This window comes from Neobacillus sp. BP17, from assembly GCF_059579525.1.
In genome coordinates this window covers 2,953,090-2,971,051 of the sequence record NZ_CM184198.1, presented here as the reverse complement: position 1 = coordinate 2,971,051, position 17,962 = coordinate 2,953,090, and the positions used below count along the sequence as shown (strand labels likewise).

Annotated in this window: 18 protein-coding genes and 1 riboswitch; of the genes, 8 read left to right on the top strand and 10 right to left on the bottom strand. The window is 38.4% G+C overall.

Annotation, left to right across the window (positions count from 1 at the left end; genetic code table 11):
• The first annotated feature begins 75 nt into the window (after nt 1–75).
• The gene (locus AC4QJR_RS14350) at nt 76–1,113 is read left to right on the top strand and encodes an NAD-dependent epimerase/dehydratase family protein (protein WP_496523239.1); all 1,038 of its coding nucleotides are present in this window, start codon (nt 76–78) and stop codon (nt 1,111–1,113) included.
• A 94-nt stretch (nt 1,114–1,207) separates the two neighbouring features.
• Here AC4QJR_RS14350 and abc-f read toward each other — a convergent pair whose 3' ends face one another.
• Together abc-f and acnA are read right to left on the bottom strand one after the other, a co-directional pair.
• Nucleotides 1,208–2,938: a ribosomal protection-like ABC-F family protein gene (gene abc-f / locus AC4QJR_RS14345; RefSeq protein ID WP_098576454.1), complete on the bottom strand. Its 1,731-nt coding sequence runs from the start codon at nt 2,936–2,938 to the stop codon at nt 1,208–1,210.
• A 322-nt stretch (nt 2,939–3,260) separates the two neighbouring features.
• Nucleotides 3,261–5,966: an aconitate hydratase AcnA gene (gene acnA, locus AC4QJR_RS14340; RefSeq protein WP_496523238.1), complete on the bottom strand. Its 2,706-nt coding sequence runs from the start codon at nt 5,964–5,966 to the stop codon at nt 3,261–3,263.
• Between the two features lie 330 nt (nt 5,967–6,296).
• Here acnA and sspO point away from each other — a divergent pair, with 330 nt between their 5' ends.
• Complete coding sequence (gene sspO, locus AC4QJR_RS14335; protein ID WP_098576452.1) at nt 6,297–6,449, top strand: small acid-soluble spore protein SspO; 153 nt, start codon at nt 6,297–6,299, stop codon at nt 6,447–6,449.
• A gap of 94 nt (nt 6,450–6,543) precedes the next feature.
• On the opposite strand, the gene AC4QJR_RS14330 is transcribed toward sspO, so the two are convergent.
• Nucleotides 6,544–6,813: a hypothetical protein gene (locus AC4QJR_RS14330; RefSeq protein ID WP_098576458.1), complete on the bottom strand. Its 270-nt coding sequence runs from the start codon at nt 6,811–6,813 to the stop codon at nt 6,544–6,546.
• Nucleotides 6,814–6,925: 112 nt separating this feature from the next.
• Between AC4QJR_RS14330 and AC4QJR_RS14325 the strand changes: the two genes are divergently transcribed.
• Nucleotides 6,926–7,063, top strand: a complete 138-nt coding sequence (locus AC4QJR_RS14325) for a small acid-soluble spore protein P (RefSeq protein WP_098576451.1) — start codon at nt 6,926–6,928, stop codon at nt 7,061–7,063.
• Nucleotides 7,064–7,154: 91 nt separating this feature from the next.
• Here the strand turns inward: AC4QJR_RS14325 and selA are convergent, their stop codons facing one another.
• The gene (selA, locus tag AC4QJR_RS14320) at nt 7,155–8,561 is read right to left on the bottom strand and encodes an L-seryl-tRNA(Sec) selenium transferase (protein WP_496523237.1); all 1,407 of its coding nucleotides are present in this window, start codon (nt 8,559–8,561) and stop codon (nt 7,155–7,157) included.
• 169 nt (nt 8,562–8,730) lie between these two features.
• On the opposite strand from selA, the gene AC4QJR_RS14315 reads away from it, so the two are divergent.
• Entirely contained in the window at nt 8,731–9,129 is a 399-nt protein-coding gene (locus tag AC4QJR_RS14315) for an Hsp20/alpha crystallin family protein (protein ID WP_496523236.1), read from the top strand.
• Nucleotides 9,130–9,231: 102 nt separating this feature from the next.
• On the opposite strand, the gene AC4QJR_RS14310 is transcribed toward AC4QJR_RS14315, so the two are convergent.
• Entirely contained in the window at nt 9,232–9,471 is a 240-nt protein-coding gene (locus tag AC4QJR_RS14310; RefSeq protein ID WP_373561747.1) for an Rdx family protein, read from the bottom strand.
• A 126-nt stretch (nt 9,472–9,597) separates the two neighbouring features.
• Between AC4QJR_RS14310 and selD the strand changes: the two genes are divergently transcribed.
• Nucleotides 9,598–10,665 (top strand): selenide, water dikinase SelD, encoded by a 1,068-nt coding sequence (selD, locus tag AC4QJR_RS14305; protein WP_285851188.1) that lies wholly within the window; start codon nt 9,598–9,600, stop codon nt 10,663–10,665.
• A 39-nt stretch (nt 10,666–10,704) separates the two neighbouring features.
• Here selD and AC4QJR_RS14300 read toward each other — a convergent pair whose 3' ends face one another.
• Nucleotides 10,705–11,649 (bottom strand): L-threonine 3-dehydrogenase, encoded by a 945-nt coding sequence (locus AC4QJR_RS14300; RefSeq protein ID WP_496523235.1) that lies wholly within the window; start codon nt 11,647–11,649, stop codon nt 10,705–10,707.
• Between the two features lie 43 nt (nt 11,650–11,692).
• A complete protein-coding gene (locus AC4QJR_RS14295) occupies nt 11,693–12,886 on the bottom strand; it encodes a glycine C-acetyltransferase (protein ID WP_098576445.1) in 1,194 nt (397 codons plus the stop codon).
• Between the two features lie 324 nt (nt 12,887–13,210).
• Between AC4QJR_RS14295 and AC4QJR_RS14290 the strand changes: the two genes are divergently transcribed.
• Nucleotides 13,211–13,498 (top strand): hypothetical protein, encoded by a 288-nt coding sequence (locus AC4QJR_RS14290; protein ID WP_098576444.1) that lies wholly within the window; start codon nt 13,211–13,213, stop codon nt 13,496–13,498.
• 122 nt (nt 13,499–13,620) lie between these two features.
• On the opposite strand, the gene AC4QJR_RS14285 is transcribed toward AC4QJR_RS14290, so the two are convergent.
• The gene (locus tag AC4QJR_RS14285; RefSeq protein WP_375376993.1) at nt 13,621–14,583 is read right to left on the bottom strand and encodes an NAD(P)H-dependent flavin oxidoreductase; all 963 of its coding nucleotides are present in this window, start codon (nt 14,581–14,583) and stop codon (nt 13,621–13,623) included.
• A 251-nt stretch (nt 14,584–14,834) separates the two neighbouring features.
• A riboswitch (purine riboswitch) is annotated at nt 14,835–14,936 on the top strand.
• Nucleotides 14,937–15,072: 136 nt separating this feature from the next.
• Here AC4QJR_RS14285 and AC4QJR_RS14280 point away from each other — a divergent pair.
• On the top strand, nt 15,073–15,666 hold the full coding sequence (locus AC4QJR_RS14280) for a xanthine phosphoribosyltransferase (protein WP_496523234.1): 594 nt from the start codon (nt 15,073–15,075) through the stop codon (nt 15,664–15,666).
• Nucleotides 15,666–16,979 carry a nucleobase:cation symporter-2 family protein gene (locus AC4QJR_RS14275; protein ID WP_251459797.1) on the top strand — a complete coding sequence of 438 codons (1,314 nt, stop codon included), beginning with the start codon at nt 15,666–15,668 and terminating at the stop codon, nt 16,977–16,979. The genes AC4QJR_RS14280 and AC4QJR_RS14275 overlap by 1 nt, the downstream gene beginning before the upstream one ends.
• Nucleotides 16,980–17,067: 88 nt before the next feature.
• Here AC4QJR_RS14275 and AC4QJR_RS14270 read toward each other — a convergent pair whose 3' ends face one another.
• Both AC4QJR_RS14270 and AC4QJR_RS14265 read right to left on the bottom strand, forming a co-directional pair.
• The gene (locus AC4QJR_RS14270) at nt 17,068–17,295 is read right to left on the bottom strand and encodes a spore germination protein (RefSeq protein WP_496523233.1); all 228 of its coding nucleotides are present in this window, start codon (nt 17,293–17,295) and stop codon (nt 17,068–17,070) included.
• 110 nt (nt 17,296–17,405) lie between these two features.
• Nucleotides 17,406–17,891, bottom strand: coding sequence for a hypothetical protein (locus AC4QJR_RS14265; RefSeq protein ID WP_496523232.1), 486 nt, complete (start codon nt 17,889–17,891; stop codon nt 17,406–17,408).
• Nucleotides 17,892–17,962: the final 71 nt, after the last annotated feature.

Here is a 17,962-nt window from a genome sequence, read left to right as displayed (position 1 = left end):
TTCGTCTCTATGATAAGTTAACTAAATTGTTCGAAAATTTGTTAAAATAGAAGCATGAATGAAGGAGGGATATTTTTGAAAATACTTGTTTTAGGTGGAAGCCGCTTTTTAGGGAAAACGTTCGTAGAAGAAGCTTTAAAACGAAACCATGAAGTCACCATATTTAATCGTGGTATTCAAAGTCCCGGAATTAAGGATATCGAGGTCCTTTACGGAAATCGATTTGGAAATTTGAAAGCGCTTCAAAACCGCTATTGGGATGCTGTACTTGATACAAGCGGGTTTATCCCCTATACAGTCCAGAACACAACAAACTTATTAAAAGACCAGGTCCAGCATTATACGTTTATTTCGAGTATTTCTGTCTATCAAGATTGGATTCAAGAGAATTTAGATGAAAACTACCCTGTCTTGGAAATGTCAATCGAGGAAGCAAATCAGCTTTCAATGGATGCAGACGGACCCATCTATCAATATTACGGACATTTTAAGGCCTTATGTGAACAAATAGCTGAGAAAAATATGCCGGGGCGTGTGTTAAATATTCGTGCCGGTCAATTAATTGGACCAAATGATTATACGGACCGTGTCCCTTATTGGGTAAATAGAATGGCAAAAGGCGGCAAGGTTCTGGTCCCAGGAAATCCAAACCGCCGGGTGCAGATGATTGACAACAAAGACCTGGCTAACTGGATCCTCGACATGGAAGAACAGCGCTCCTCTGGAACGTTTAATGCAACGGGCCCGGATTATCCATTAACAATTAAAGAGTTTGTCGATACATGTATGAAAGTGACAGGTTCAAATGCAGACGTGGTTTGGGCCGAGGAACAATTTCTTTTGGATCAAAATGTAGCCCCATGGACAGAAATGCCGCTGTGGGTACCCGAAAATTCTCCATTGTCACCTGAGTCAGTGGAGCCATGGAAAGGTGCATTTTCTATCAATGTTGATAAAGCCATTCAGAGTGGTCTTTCATACAGGCCTCTTGAAGATAGTATCACTGATATTTATGAATGGGAGAAAACCCGCCAATTGGCTGAGGATGAGTGGAATGCTGGGATACGCGCAAATAAAGAGAAAGAACTTCTAAATTTATTGGCTAAAAATTGAGCTGGTTTATACTGTCTTAGTCTGAAATATAAATAGTCCTCAATAGAAAATATTGAGGACCTTTAATTTTAGGCAATTGATGGGCTGTATTCTTTTAGCCCATTAGTTTTCGTTTTTGCTTAAGTAATTCATTAAATTCTTTGTCTAACTCAGTATATCTAGCGTCTTTTTGATCCATGAACGATAACTCACCTAAGACAGATGCAATCTTGTTTTCAATTATTAAGAGTGATTCTCTCAATGCGTCCTCATTGGTTCCCTCCTGATTTAAATACTCCTCAGGTTTCATCTCAATTCGTCGAATTTGCTGATTTTCAAATACAATCAGCCGGTCACAAAGCTTATTGAGGAAGTAATAGTCATGAGAAACGGTAATAATCGTCCCAGAAAACTCTGATAACGTATTTTCAAGCTGCTCCCTGCTCGGTAAGTCTAGGTGATTGGTTGGTTCGTCAAGAATGAGAACGTCATATTCTTTCATTAACATATCAACGAGTTTTATTCTCGTTCGTTCCCCTAAACTCAATGTTCCAATTGGCTTAGTGATCAACGGCTCCTTTAAGCCTACATTGGCTAATAGAGTTCTTGCTTTCAGCACACTCTCGCGATCAGTGAATCCTAGAGCTTCAATAGCTGTTTTTTCGGCAGGTAACTCATCAACATCTTGACTTAAATAAGCAATTTTTATGGAGTCGCTGCTCCACAACTCCCCATTAGAATAATCCTCTTGACCTAACATCATTTTTATTAGTGTCGTTTTACCGCAGCCATTTTCACCCAAGAGTCCCAAGCGGTCGCCATAATTAATAAAGAAGTTGGATTTTTGAAAAAGTGTCCGATTGTCAAACGATTTGGACAGGTTCTTAGCCTCGACAATTCGTTTGCCTCTTTTCCCTTGTGTGTCAAACTGAAACCTAATTTGAACTTCATCTAAAGGCTTTTCCAGCTTATTTTTTTCCAACTCATTTTGCAGTCGTTTCATTTTTGATTTTACTTGATTGTCTGTTTTTTTAGCCTTTACCCGATGATATTCCTTAAACCCATTTTGTCTTTTGCTTGGTCCTTTCCCTTTTTTTGTAGATTCGCGATGCGCTTTTTCGGACCACGATTTTAACTGAGTAATTTGTGTTTCCACGTCTTTTATTTTTTGCTGCTGGACATCATATTTGTGTCTCTCATTTTCAAGTCGTAGCTTCTTCTCTTTCTGATAGTCACTATAGTTTCCATTGTAAAAATTAATTTTGCTATTTTCTAATTCAAAAATTCTAGTTACCGTTTTATCTAAAAAATGTCGATCATGCGAGATGATTAGGACGGGGCCTCGGAACTTCTCTAATTCAGAAACCAACCACTCGATCCCTTTATAATCTAAATGGTTCGTTGGTTCATCCAATATTAAAAAGTCTGGTTTTGAAGCCCAAACCATTGCTAATGCCAACTTTAACTTTTCCCCGCCACTTAAATGTTCTAAACGCTCTTCTTCCCAGTTAAAAACCTTCGTGAGACCTAACATGCTGGCATGCTCGAGCAAATGACTTTTTGTATTTCCTGATAAAGACTGCTGAAAATCACTAACCTGATAATCAATGGATTGGGAAAGATATCCAATCGTTAAATCTTTTGATTTTTCTACAATGCCTTTTTCTGGTGCCATTTTCCCAAAAAGGATATTGGCCAAAGTGGTTTTTCCTGTTCCATTATAGCCAACAAGCCCGATTCGTTCCCCATTTTTTATATCAAAATGAATATTATCCAATACCTTTTTTAAATGAAAACTTTTTTCTATGTCAATTACTTTTAATACAATTTGCTGATTTGTATGCATAAAAAAACTCCCTTCACAAGAACCTGAAGAGAGATTTATGTCATATATATCGCTTTAGAAGCAACACAAATAAACCCGTTAATGGTTTGATTGTGTTCGCATTTATACGATTAGGACATAAAAAAGGACATACTAATCCTATTCTTCAGGTTCAACATTTTTCGTTATTCGAATCATGTCTGAAAAATAAGATTATAATTTCATCGGCCCTTAATCATTCCTTTTCGTTTGTTAGTTATATTTTATTAAAAAGAGAGAAAGATTGTCAATCCTTTCAATAAAAAACACCATGCCAAGTTGAAGTGGCATGGTGTTATCAATATTAAGCTTGTAATTTTTCACGTAAAACCATTGGAAGAATTCCACCGTGACGGTAGTAATCAATTTCAACTTCTGAGTCAAAACGAACAAGAACTTCAAATTCTTTCTTGTTACCTGCTTCGTCAGTTGCAGTTACTTTTAAAAGATCACGTGGTTTTACATCTTCGCCTACTTGAACATCGATGGTTTCTTTACCAGTTAAACCAAGTGTTTCAGCGCTTTCTCCATCTTTAAATTGAAGTGGAAGCACACCCATTAACACAAGGTTTGAACGGTGAATACGTTCAAAGCTTTCAGCAAGAACTGTTTTAATACCTAGAAGGTTAGTTCCCTTCGCAGCCCAGTCACGTGAAGAGCCCATTCCGTAATCTTTACCAGCAAGAACAATGAGTCCAGTACCGTTTTCTTTGTACTTCATGCAAGCGTCATAAATCGATGTAACTTCACCAGTTGGCCAGTAAGTAGTGAAACCACCTTCTGTACCTGGAGCGATTTGGTTACGAATACGAATGTTTGCAAATGTTCCACGCATCATTACTTCGTGGTTACCACGACGGGAACCATAAGAGTTAAAGTCACGAATCGCAACGCCTTTTTCAAGTAGATATTTCCCTGCTGGCGTATTTTTACCAATAGCACCTGCTGGTGAAATATGGTCAGTTGTTACAGAATCACCAAACTTACCTACTACACGAAGTCCTGTTAATGGTTCAACAGTACCTGGTTCTGGTGATAAGCCTTCAAAGAACGGTGGATTAGCAATATATGTTGAATCTTCATCCCAAGTATATAATGGCTCATTGCTTGTTTTGATCTCGTTCCAACGCTCGTTGTCACCAAACACGTTCGCATATTCGCTGCGGAATAATTCAGGAGTAACCGTGCGTTTTACTACATCATTAACTTCTGCAGTAGATGGCCAAATATCCATGAAGAATACATCGTTTCCATCTTTATCCTTACCAATTGCTTCAGAAGCGAAGTCGATGTTTACAGTACCAGCAAGGGCGTAAGCAACAACTAATGGTGGTGAAGCAAGGTAGTTTGCTTTTACAAGCGGATGAATACGGCCTTCGAAGTTACGGTTACCAGAAAGTACTGAAGTAACTAATAGATCGTTTTCAGCGATTGTTTTTTCAATTTCTTCTTTTAATGGACCGGAGTTACCGATACATGTTGTACAGCCGTAACCAACTAGGTTGAAGCCGATTTGCTCTAGGTATGGAAGTAAGCCAGAATCACGAAGATATCCAGTTACTACCTTAGATCCTGGTGCTAAAGATGTTTTTACGAATTTTGGAACTTCCATTCCTAATTCAACAGCTTTCTTGGCAACCAATCCAGCACCTACTAGGACGTACGGGTTAGATGTATTTGTACAGCTTGTGATCGATGCAATCGCAACTGCACCAGTCTTAATAGTAGTTTCGTCGCCATTGTTAAATTTAACTGTAGCGGACTTATCAAGCTCATCTGCTTGTAAGCCAAAGCCTTGGTTTCCTTGTGGTGCAGAAACAGCTTTAACGAATTCTTCTTTCATTTTTGAAAGTGGGAGTAAATCTTGTGGACGCTTAGGACCAGATAGATTTGCTTCAATTTCAGAAAGTTCGATTTCAACTACATTTGTGTAAACTGGCTCAAATGAAGGATCAAAGAATAAGCCATTAGCTTTGCAGTATTGTTCAACCACATTAATTTGATCTTCTTCACGGCCTGTTAAGCGTAAATATGCTAGTGATTCATCATCAATTGGGAAGAATCCGCATGTAGCACCGTATTCAGGAGCCATGTTTGCAATCGTTGCACGGTCTGCAAGTGGAAGTACAGATACACCTGGGCCGAAGAATTCAACGAATTTACCAACAACACCCTTACTGCGTAGTACTTGAGTTACTTTTAATGCTAAGTCAGTTGCTGTTGCTCCATTTGGAAGTTCGCCCGTTAACTTAACACCAACAACTTCAGGTACTGGGAAGTAAGAAGGCTGTCCTAACATGCCAGCTTCAGCTTCAATACCGCCAACGCCCCAGCCTAGAACACCAATACCATTGATCATTGTCGTATGTGAGTCTGTTCCTACTAAAGTATCTGGATATGCTTCTAATTCACCATCTACTTCAGCTACGTGAACAACGTCAGCCAAGTACTCAAGGTTTACTTGGTGAACGATACCTGTTGCAGGCGGAACGGCACGATAGTTGTTGAATGATTTTTGTGCCCAGCTAAGGAACTGGTAACGCTCTGCATTACGTTCAAATTCTAAATCCATGTTCACTCGTAAAGAATCACTAGATCCATAAGCATCAACTTGAACCGAGTGATCGATAACAAGGTCTACAGTTTTTTCTGGATTAATTTTGTCTGGGTCCCCGCCTAGGTCAGCCATTGCTTTTCTTAAAGAAGCAAGGTCTACTACTGCTGGAACTCCTGTGAAGTCTTGAAGGATTACACGTGAAGGTTTGAATGGAACATCCACTTCTTTCAGTTCAGCTGTTCCCCATTTAGCTAAGTTTTCAACGTGCTCTTTTGCGATTACGCGGCCATCATATTGGCGAAGTACAGATTCAAGTAAAACTTTTACTGAGTAAGGCAATTTAGAAACGTTGCCGATTCCTGCCTCTTCAAGTGCACTTAGACGGTAATAGTGATAACGTTTACCATTGGCTTCAAAAGAAGCTCGTGCGTTAAATACATCGTTTTTAACCATGTGTTAAAAACCCCCTCATTCGTCATAATTCACTAAAATAAATGAAAAGTCGAAAAGTCTGAATTTTCCCATCCGTCTTAACTTTTCTCACAATTCTTATCTTAATACAACCTAATTCATAAGTAAATAACAAGAAAGTTATTGTGATTGATAAGTTTAACTTATGTTTTTTTATGTATTTTGTTCTGAAAATTCAAAAAACACCATCTGTGTTAATATAGATGTTGGTAGGGAAAAAACGAAATTTTCACTAATATTATCTCAAAAAAACTTTTCTTTGTCATTATTTTTGCTATGCAGGAAATAGTAATGTTGTAGGAGGTGATTACTATGGTGAAACGAAAGTCTAATCATGTAATTCCAGGGATGAATGCAGCTAAAGGCCAAGGAAAAGGCGCTGGCTTTAATGAGGAATTTGCCAGTGAGTCTGAATTAACCGCCAAAGAAAGAATGAATAACAAAAAACGGAAAAAGAATCAATAGTAAAAAGCGGAAGCTCAATGCTTATGACCGCGAAACCCTAAGCACTTCAACAGAATTCAGAAAAGGAAAGCAGGCGATCTCCCGCCTGCTTTTCTTACTCCACTTGATTGACTTCTGACACCATGGTTGATAAATCCTGTTGGAACCGCTCTAACTGTGCCCGTTGATGTTCTGATGCTACTTCCATGGCATTTGAAATCTGCTGATAGGCTTCATTTACTTCATCCTTCAGATGTTTCAGTTGATGGCCATAACTTGCACTATCACTCACGATGGTTTCATATAGTCCTTGGGCATTTTCATACCCTTGTTGTGCTGCTTGAAATGCTTGTTGTTTATCTTTGTGGTAAGGAAACTTTTGCATGAGCATCTTTCACTCCTTCATTTTGTTTACAGTTAAATTGCACAGAACTACAAAAAATATACGGTATAAAAGGACTTAATGACTGCATCCTAACATATAGGAGGGATGAAAAATGAACAAAAACGATGGCAAAGACATGAGAAAAAATGCACCAAAACAATCTGGCCAGCCTGAGCCGCTTAGTGGTTCTAAAAAGGTAAAGAATCGCAACCATACAAGGGCCAAACATAATACCCATCATGATATGTAGTTACCCGAAGCACCTTTAGGTTTTTGGGCACTAAATTCTCTATATAAAGTCCCAGCACTAAGATTAAGTGCTGGGGCTCCAGGTTTATATTCTAAATATTAATAAAAGCTTGTAGTAGGTGCTTTTCTTCTTCAAGCGTCACTGTTCGTAAATCAATGATAAATTCATCTTTTTGGATCCGTCCGACAATAGCCGGCTTCACTTCTGTGCGTAGTTTTTTGCTAAGCTGGTCTGCACTCAGAGTACTGTGTTTCAAAGCGATCACCATCGTTGGAAGCTCCACATCAGGCATCGTTCCTCCACCCACTTGACTGGTTGCCTCAGTAATTTTTGTAACATACTTTCCAGTATTTTGTAATAAATTTGTAACAAAAGACTTAGATCGAACGTCTAATTCTTCAAGTGGTACAAATAAATCTCGAAGCGTTGGAATATTTACCAGTCCTGTTTCACCACGGGCATAATCAATTAATGTTCCTTCTAATGCAGCTAACGTCATTTTATCGACACGCAGAACTCGTGCCAATTGATGTTTTTTTAAACGGTCAATAATTTCTTTTTTACCAGCAATAATCCCTGCCTGTGGTCCGCCAAGGAGCTTGTCTCCACTAAAAGATACAACATCTGCCCCTAACCCAATGACCTCTTTTACGACAGGTTCCTCACCAATTCCATGCTTCCTGAAATCGTATATTGCACCACTTCCTAGATCTTCATAAAAAATGACATCTTCCAAACGTTTTGTAAGATGAACAAGTTCTTCTGTCTCGACCGTTTTGGTAAAACCAATCACTTTAAAATTACTCGTATGAACTTTCATGACAATTGCTGTGTCTGGGCTGACTGCATTTTCATAATCAAATAAATGCGTTTTATTGGTGGTGCCCACTTCAACTAGGTTTGCCCCACTCTCTTCCATGATTGATGAAATTCGAAAGGAACCGCCAATTTCAACAAGCTGCCCTCTCGAAACAATGACTTCTTTTTGAAGAGCGAGGGCTCTTAAAACAAGATAAACAGCAGAAGCATTATTATTAACCACCATGGCTGCTTCAGCCCCAGTAATTTCTTTAATTAAGCTTTCAACATGACTATGTCGTGAGCCTCTTTCGCCTTCAGATAACTTATACTCTAGATTGGAATAGTTCCTTGCCGTCTCAATCATATGGCTGATCGCGTTTTCGCTCAATCTAGCCCTTCCTAAATTCGTATGTAAAATAGTGCCTGTTGAGTTGATGACTTTTTCAATTGTATAAGAATACTGCTTCTTAATATTTGATTCGAGGATAGAAAATAGGTCGTCAAGAAAATCGTTGGTCCCTGGTCTCGCACCTGGCCAATTATCATAAAGAATTGCCCCCCTAATGCTTTCAAGACAATCTTTAAGTTGTTTGGTCAAATTTGGTTGATCCAACTGACTTTCATTAAGTAGATTCAAAAATCTCTGATGATTTTGAAGTTCATGGACCGCTGGGATGGAGCGTAGCCATTCTTTCAAGATAAAAACTCCTTTATCCGTCGTTCTCTTCTATAATATACCAAGCTTGAGAGCCCATAGATGATCGTAATTAAGAAAAGAGGCGCTTCTGCATGTCCCAATTATATCATATCATCTTCACATTTTTATCCCTTATGAATAAAATGAAACGAGCAAGGGGGATTTAAATATGTCAAAAAAGAAACAACTGAAAAATAATCAAAACTTTGACTTTGAAGAAGTAGAAAAATGGCTGGAGGAATATTTTCTCGATCCACTTACGTCCTATTATGATGCAACCCAATTTCAAATCGATCTGTATGAGACAGAAAAGGAATGGATTGTTGAGGCCATCTTAAATGAATATCAAACTTCTGAATTAAAGGTTTATATAGAAGGAAATAAATTAGTGATATCAGCGTCTAAATACCCCCCTTCCAAGATCAAAAAACGAGAAAGGACCATTAACTTTCCGTTTCAAGTCGTGAACCAGGCTGTTTATGCCACTTTTACTAACGGAATTTTAGAAGTTGTGATATCAAAAATAGATAGATGTATAGGAAAAAATAGATACATTACCCTCCCATAATTTCACTATTGTGGGATTATTTTTTCGTTCTTCAGTTAACATAATCTTTTTATAAGTAAAAAAATGAAGCCCTCTAATTCTTTTTGATCAGAGGGCTTCTTTTTATTTTTTGGAAATGATTTCAATCATCTCGTCTGTATCAGGAAATACTCCTGTTTCAAGCTTGGAATAGATTTTCTCCCCATTCACGGTCACTTCAAATGCGCCCCCTGAACTTGGAATTAGTTCTAACTTTTGAATATCTCTAAAAAAATGATTAAAAAGCTCTTCCGCGAAACTCGCGGCTTTAGGTGAGTAGTTTCATTGCATGCAAAATTCTACAATAATATGGTAATTCTTCATAGAAACAGCCTCCAAAAATGAGTTTACTACTTCGTGATAGTGTAAATATTTTACCCTATTCCTTCTTCTACTACAATTTTTTTGTCTATCCGTGCGGAATTTTTGGGAAAGAGTTATACTATAAAAATGGAGGTGGACACGTTGAGTGAACAAGATAAAGTACGCCTGACCTCTTTTTCAACAAAAGCTGGTTGAGGCTGCAAAATTGGTCCTGAGGACCTGGCGCAAGTTTTGCGTCATTTACCGAAACAAGAACCTGTTCCAGAATTATTAGTGGGACTTGATACATCTGATGATGCTGGGGTCTATCAATTAACTGACTCGATTGCACTAATTCAGACCGTGGATTACTTTACTCCTATTGTGGATGACCCTTATATGTTTGGACAAATTACCGCTGCAAACGCATTAAGTGATGTGTATGCTATGGGTGGAGAGCCTAAAACCGTCTTAAATATCGTCGGCTTCCCTATTAAAAAATTGGGCGCTGAGATGCTTTCGGAGATACTGCGTGGAGCAGCTGATAAAGTAAAGGAAGCCGGAGCGATTACCGTAGGCGGCCATTCTATTGATGACCAAGAACCTAAATTTGGATTATCTGTAACTGGAATCGTCCATCCGGATAAAGTGTGGAAAAATGTCGGCGCCCAGTCTGGTGATGTCCTTGTGTTGACCAAACCTATTGGTGTCGGAATCATCACAACTGGTATAAAAAGAAGTGCAGTAACGCCAGAACAGGAACAAACTGTGACTGACACTATGGCTGAGCTAAATAAGGTGGCGGCTGAAGTGTTAACAGAATTTCACCCTCACGCTGTCACAGATATAACTGGATTTGGATTACTAGGTCATGGAAGTGAAATGGCACGCGGCAGTCATGTCAGTTTTGAATTTTCACTCGGTCAAGTCCCCGTCCTAGAAGGTGCCCTTGAATTAGCGAAAAATGGTGTAGTTCCCGGCGGTTCGAAGGCGAATCATAAATGGTTAGCGGATGATGTTGTCTACGAGGAACTCCTTCCTGAGGAACAACTCCTCCTTTGTGATGCGATTACTTCCGGCGGTTTGTTTGTCGCTCTCAGTGAACAGGAAGCCGCGCTGTATGTGGACAAACTTCGAGCTAGTGGTTTAGCACATGCTTCGATTGTAGGAAGAGTTACGGAGAAAAAGGAAAAATATATTTATGTGAAAAGATAATAAAAAAATCCTGAACCATTTTGGCTCAGGATTTTTTTATTAGAACTTCTGACGCAGTTTTTCTACCATGTCCTTGGTCATTTTATCTAAATCAAATGCATATTTAAAGCCCCATTCCTCTTTTGCTGCTGTAGCATCAATGGAATTCGGCCAACTTTCCGCTATTTTTTGACGTTCCGTATCCACATGATACGAAATTTGAAATCCAGGAACAAACTTAGCAATGGAAGCAGCAATTTCCTCTGGATCAAAATTCATTGCCGTCACATTAAAAGCATTGCGATGGATTAATTTAGAGGAATCGGCCTCCATTAAATCAACAATGGCATTCAAGGCATCTGGCATATACATCATATCCATATAAGTACCTTTATCAATGTAAGAAGTATATTTTCCATTTTTGACTGCTTCATAGTAAATTTCAACCGCATAATCAGTGGTTCCACCGCCAGGAAGAGCGACATAGGAAATTAATCCAGGGAAACGCAGGCCGCGGGTATCGACTCCGAATTTGTGGAAATAGTAGTCAGACAATAATTCCCCAGCTACTTTATTGACCCCGTACATCGTGGTTGGTCGCATAATTGTATCTTGAGGGGTATTGTCTTTAGGGGTTGAAGGCCCAAAAGCACCAATCGAACTAGGTGTGAAAAATTGTGCTTTTAGTTCTCTTGCCGTTTCAAGTCCATTCATCAGCCCACCCATGTTTAAATTCCATGCAAATACAGGCTTCGCCTCTGCAGTTGCCGATAACAAGGCAGCTAAATGCATAACCGTATCAACATTGTATTTTTTTGCTACTTCCACCATTCGGTTTCCATCTGTTACATCGACCGTCTCAAATGGGCCGCTTTGAGCAGCTTCACTCTCATTCTTTTTGATATCTGTCGCAATAACATTATCCGCTCCGTAAATGTCTCGTAGTTTTAAGGTTAATTCTGATCCAATCTGTCCCAAAGCACCAGTAATTAATATACGCTTCATCGTCGTTTCACCGTCCTCTTCACTTAGCTAAAAATTGTATATTCTATTTAATAACGCCCATTTCCTTACCTACTTTTTCATATATCGCAATTGCACGGTCGAGCATTTCTTTTGAATGTGCTGCTGTTGGCATGTTACGAACACGTCCAGTTCCTTTCGGTACCGTTGGGAAAACAATGGCCTTAGCATAAACCCCTTCTTCATTCAAACGCTTACTGAATTGTTGGGTAAGTGCTTCGTCACCAATAATACAAGGTGTAATTGGCGTTTCGCTGTTACCAATATTAAAACCTAACTCTTTCAAGCCTTTTTTAAGATAATTTCCATTATCCCAAAGTTTCTCGTTAAGCTCTGTGCTTTCCATGAGAATTTCAATCGATTTCTTGCTTGCTGCTACATCTGCAGGAGTAAGTGAAGTTGAAAATAGGAATGGGCGGCTGCGAACTTTTAACCAATCAATCAGATTCTTTTTACCAGCCACATATCCGCCGACTACACCAATTGCTTTAGATAATGTGCCAATTTGAAAATCAATTTTATCAGAAAGACCAAAATGCTTTACGGTCCCTGCCCCATCACCAAGGACACCTGAACCATGGGCATCGTCGACATATGTAATTAAGTCGAATTCTTCAGCTATCTCCACGATTTCCGGCAATAAGGCAATATCGCCATCCATGGAAAAGACGCCATCTGTGATCACCATAATCTTGTTGTAAAGACCGGACTCTTTTGCCTCTTTTGCTTTTGCACGTAAATCTTCCATATCTGAGTGATTAACACGGATGATTTTTGCTTTCGATAGACGACAGCCATCAATAATCGACGCATGGTTTAATTCATCCGATAGAATGGCATCATTTTTATCCATTACCGCAGAAATGGCTGCCATGTTACAATTAAATCCCGATTGGTAGGCAATCGCTGCTTCAGTATGTTTAAATTCAGCTAATTTTTCTTCGAGTTCCACATGCAACTTAAGTGTTCCGTTGATTGTACGAACTGCGCCTGCCCCAACGCCGTAGGATTCAATGGCTTCGGCTGCTGCATTTTTCAAACGTTCATCGGTTGCTAACCCTAAATAGTTATTAGAAGAAAGATTAACAAGTTCTCTGCCATTAATCGTGATTAGTGGACCATTGGGGCTCTCGAGTGGATCGATGACATTGTATAGACCTTTCCCCTTTAAATCCTCAAGATTTTCATTTAAAAATTGTTCTAAAATATGACTAGACATTATTCATTTCCCCCTTATAATTTGAACCTTTAATGTCATTTGCGGATAAACAGTTGTCCGTTTCGGACGGACATTAATATTGCTGTTAAATAGCGGTATTGAAGGATTCCTATTGTATACTTTATCATAATTTTTTAAATTTGTTCATATATAGTGGACAAAAAAGAAAAATATTTTTTATATCTTTTAGATTACCCAAATCAAAATAATGTTATTTCTTAAGATCATTCACTAAACATTAACTTATAAATAGATTGCTTTTCCGTTATAATGGTTTCTTGAAGACGTAGATACTCTCGATTGCTTTAAGAAAGGATGTCAACCTTGTCATTTTTATATTCTGTCTTGTACACACTTATCCTTGGTGCTTTATTTATATTTTTATTTATCTTCGCCTACGATCTCCTTTATGGTGAAAAACAAGAAAAGCAAACCAAGAAACTTCATAAATATTTTCACAAAGAGACAATTAAGAAGATCGACGTCCTCGAACGTCAGCCTCGGAAATTCACCATGTATCAAGTGACGACTAATAATGGAGTTCAAAAGATTAAAATGAAACCAGGTTATAAAGTGGTTAAGATCGTCTCAAAGGAAAAAAAGAAGAAGTAAACTCAGTTTCCCTTATGTCCTAAAATAGATGGCCGTTTTGTAGGTAATCGATATATTCCAATCAAGTTACCACAAAGTAAAAACGCTCAGCCAAGTGGCGCTGAGCGTTTTTTACTTTTAATTTATTGACAAGGCAAGGAACTAAATTTCCCTGCATTCCGATTGAGAGTTTGTAATGCTTCTTTGTATTCGCTTTCTAAACTATTTATTATTTCAGACACTGATTCAATTTTATTTATGGCTCCGACGCCGTGCCCTGCTGACCAAATATCGCGCCATGCTTTTACGTTTGTTTCCCTTTGCATACTATCAAAGTTAACTTGAGCTTTTTTAACCAGTGTATCTGGGTTCAATCCCGCCTTTTTAATACTTGGTACCAGCATATTACACATGACACCGGAGAAAGCATCGGTTAATAGGATATCTTCTTGCGTGGATTCAACGAGCATTTCTCGGTACTCATTATTTGCCATACTTTCGGTAGCTACGATAAACCTTGTTCCCATATAAGCAAGATCTGCTCCGGCAGCTTGTGCTGCTAAAATCCCCTTCCCTGTAGAAATAGAACCTGCCAGAACAACAATGCCATCCCAGAATTTGCGAACCATATCTACAAAGGCAAAGTTATTAATTTGTCCAGCATGACCTCCCGCCCCGCTAGATACTAATATCAAGCCATCAACACCTGCTTCTGCCGCTTTTTTTGCAAATTTTAAATCACTTACATCCGAGAACACGAGACCACCATATTCATGAACAATATCAACAACTAATTTCGGACTTCCTAATGAGGTAATCACCAATTGCGGCTGGTGCTTTTTAATCAATTCAAGTTCTTCCTGCAGGCGGCCGTAGGAACTATGTACAACCATATTCATCGCCCACGGTGCAATCTTGCGGTTAGGTTCGAGAGCCCGTGCCTCCGCCAACTCTGCATTTAATTGCCCCATCCACTGATCCAGAACTTCAATTGGCCTTGCATTTGGAGCAGGAAAAGAACCAATTACCCCATTCAGACAACAATTTTTGACGAGTTCGGTGCCTGACACCAAAAACATCGGGGCTGAAATGGCCGGTAATTTCATTTGATTCCACCAGGAATCTGGAATAGATTTCCTTATTGTGCTCACCTTCTCTTTATTTTAGAATTTTCAAAATTAATTTTCTCTTTAATAGTAACTGAAAATGAATGGTTATTCAATATTTGTGTAGTTCTTTTATTTACACTTATTTAACCGCTTTCCGAGCACGAACGATTTTGATTTTAAAAACCTTATTGTTCGTTTTTTGCAAAATAATGATTGATTTCCTCTTTTTATGTGCTTTATAATGTGAATAAATTCATATGCTTTTCACTCATATAATCGCGGGGATAAGGCCCGGAAGTTTCTACCAGATTGCCGTTAACAATCTGACTATGAGTGGGTAATGGGAAAATGTGCAAACTTTTTAAGAGATGCACTCATTCCTTAACCGTTTGGACATGAAGCCCAAAGGTCATTATCTCACTCAATTATTTTGTTGTGAGGTATTGACCTTTGGGCTTTTATTATTTTAAAGGGGAGTTTTCAATCATGAGATTACTAGAAGACAAAATTAGTTCTGACGGAAAGGTTTTATCCGACCAGGTGTTAAAGGTCGATTCATTTTTAAACCATCAAATCGACCCGCAGTTAATGCTTGAGATTGGGAAAGAATTTGCGAGATTATTTGCAGAGGAAGGCATTACTAAGATTGTAACGATTGAATCCTCAGGCATTGCCCCTGCCGTGATGGCCGGTTTATATTTGACCGTTCCAGTTCTATTTGCCCGAAAGAGAAAATCATTGACACTGGTCGATGACTTACTTACGGCGTCTGTCTATTCATTTACCAAAAATGAAACAAACGAGATTTCGGTTTCCAATAAATACATGAATGAAAGTGATCGAGTACTTATCATTGATGATTTCTTAGCTAATGGTGAAGCTGCTCTTGGTTTAGTAAAAATCGTTCAACAAAGCGGTGCAAACGTTGCTGGAATTGGCATTGTCATCGAGAAATCATTTCAACACGGTGCACAAAAATTGAAGGACATGGGTTTAAGGGTTGAATCCTTAGCAAGAATTGCTTCCCTATCAAACGGAGAAGTAACATTTATCAATGAAAATGTGGAGGAATTAATCTAATGAAACAACATCCATTTAAAATTGCCTCTTTAGGCATTCAGCATGTGTTAGCGATGTACGCAGGAGCGGTAATTGTTCCACTAATCGTTGGAGGGGCTCTTAAATTTTCGGGGGAACAATTAACTTACTTGGTATCCATCGACATCTTAATGTGCGGAATTGCAACAATACTACAAGTTTGGAAGAATCGCTTTTTCGGAATCGGTTTACCAATTGTACTTGGCTGTACCTTTACTGCCGTTGGACCGATGATTGCCATTGGCGGACAGTTTGGCATTTCTGCCATTTATGGTTCCATTCTCATTTCTGGACTAATAGTCATTGTTATTTCTCAATTCTTTGGGAAGTTAATTAAGTTCTTCCCACCTGTTGTTACTGGTTCTGTTGTTACTATTATTGGGATTACATTGATCCCTGTCGCAATGAATAACATCGCTGGCGGACAAGGGAGCCCGGATTTTGGCAGCCTTTCAAATATCGGCTTAGCTTTCGGAACGTTGCTATTTATTATTTTGCTTTACCGTTTTACAAAAGGTTTTATTCGCTCCATTTCTATTTTACTAGGATTAATGGGCGGTACGGTAGTCGCATCTATTATGGGGAAAGTAAACTTTTCAGCTGTTGCTGATGCATCATGGTTCCACATGGTAAAACCATTTTATTTTGGGACCCCTACCTTTGAATGGACTCCGATCATTACGATGACACTCGTTGCAATTGTGAGTATGGTAGAATCAACAGGAGTTTATTTCGCTTTAAGTGACATCACTGGAAAAAAATTAACAGAGAAGGATTTATCTAGAGGTTATCGTGCGGAAGGTCTAGCAAGTATTATTGGTGCGATATTTAATGCATTCCCATACACAACCTATTCCCAAAACGTAGGACTTGTCCAGCTTTCAGGTGTTAAAAGCAATAACGTCATTTATACAATGGGCGGTATGTTAGTTTTTCTTGGGTTTATTCCGAAAATTGCAGCCTTTACTACAGTTATTCCAACACCTGTACTTGGTGGTGCAATGGTGGCTATGTTTGGAATGGTCATTGCTTATGGAATAAAAATGCTTGGTAACGTAGATTTTGCTTCACAAGAAAATCTCCTAATCATAGCTTGTTCAGTTGGGATGGGAATGGGCGTAACGGCCGTACCGGATATGTTTGCCCACCTGCCTGAGAGTGTTAAAATCCTTACCAGCAGCGGCATTGTCACAGGAAGTCTAACTGCAATCTTTTTAAACATTGTTTTAAACGTAACAAAGTCAACAAAGCAAATGAAGCAAGTAAATGAAGTAAATAATCAAATTGCCTCATAATAATAAAAAATAATGTAAAAGGACGATACTAAAAGGTAACGTCCTTTCTTTTTTATTTCAGGAAATGTTATCAAAAAGGCGATGCCATTCAAAGCATCGCCTTAATCATTTCTAACAGGTCTGTTATGTTTCTTTTTGTAGTGGAGCTTACTCTAGACCTTGAAGTTATATTTGTTTTTGTATTATCACTTCCAGAACCTGTATTATCCGATGTGATTGTGATTGGACTAATACAAACCGCTCCACCAAAGTTTACAATCCCACCAGAAATGGTACCGATTGATATTCCCTTTTCATTGATTGCCAAACTATTCACCCCTTCCCCTCTTTTTTACTATTATATGGACAAGGGTATTCATGTGTTTAAGCATCTAACTAAATAATTACGGCAAAAAGAAAAGAGCGCGTATGCAGCTCAATATCTATTCATTCTTGTATTTTTGGAGCTTTACAGGAACTCATTTCTAACTTACATATCCACTTATAAAAACCTAATAGTATGATCAGTAAAATTGGGTCAAGAATGGCTGCGTGCCATAACTTCCACCATCCATAATGAAAGAAACCCCACGGAGCTGGCAGCAATGTGATGGCTTCATAAATCAAAATCAGAATGACAAAAATGATAATATAAAATATTTTCTTAATGATTTTTGATTTAAATGGAAAGTAATTTAAAAAAATCATATTAACAGCGGGCACTAAAAATATATGTGGAAGCAATCCTTCCCAATCAATTTCTTTATCAAAATACCAGTATCCATGGTATTTGAATTCAACCATCACATCGAACAATACTTGGAAAGCGACCGTAAAAGTCCATATATGGACAATTTGATTACCATTTAGAAGTTTATTTTTCTTAAAAGCAAAATAATTAAATGAAATAATGGCAATTAGTAATCCAATCATATCTAATTCCTTTTTCTTTTATTTTGCCCTTGTTTTATGGAATATTATTCATCGTAAAAATTGGAGGAAGT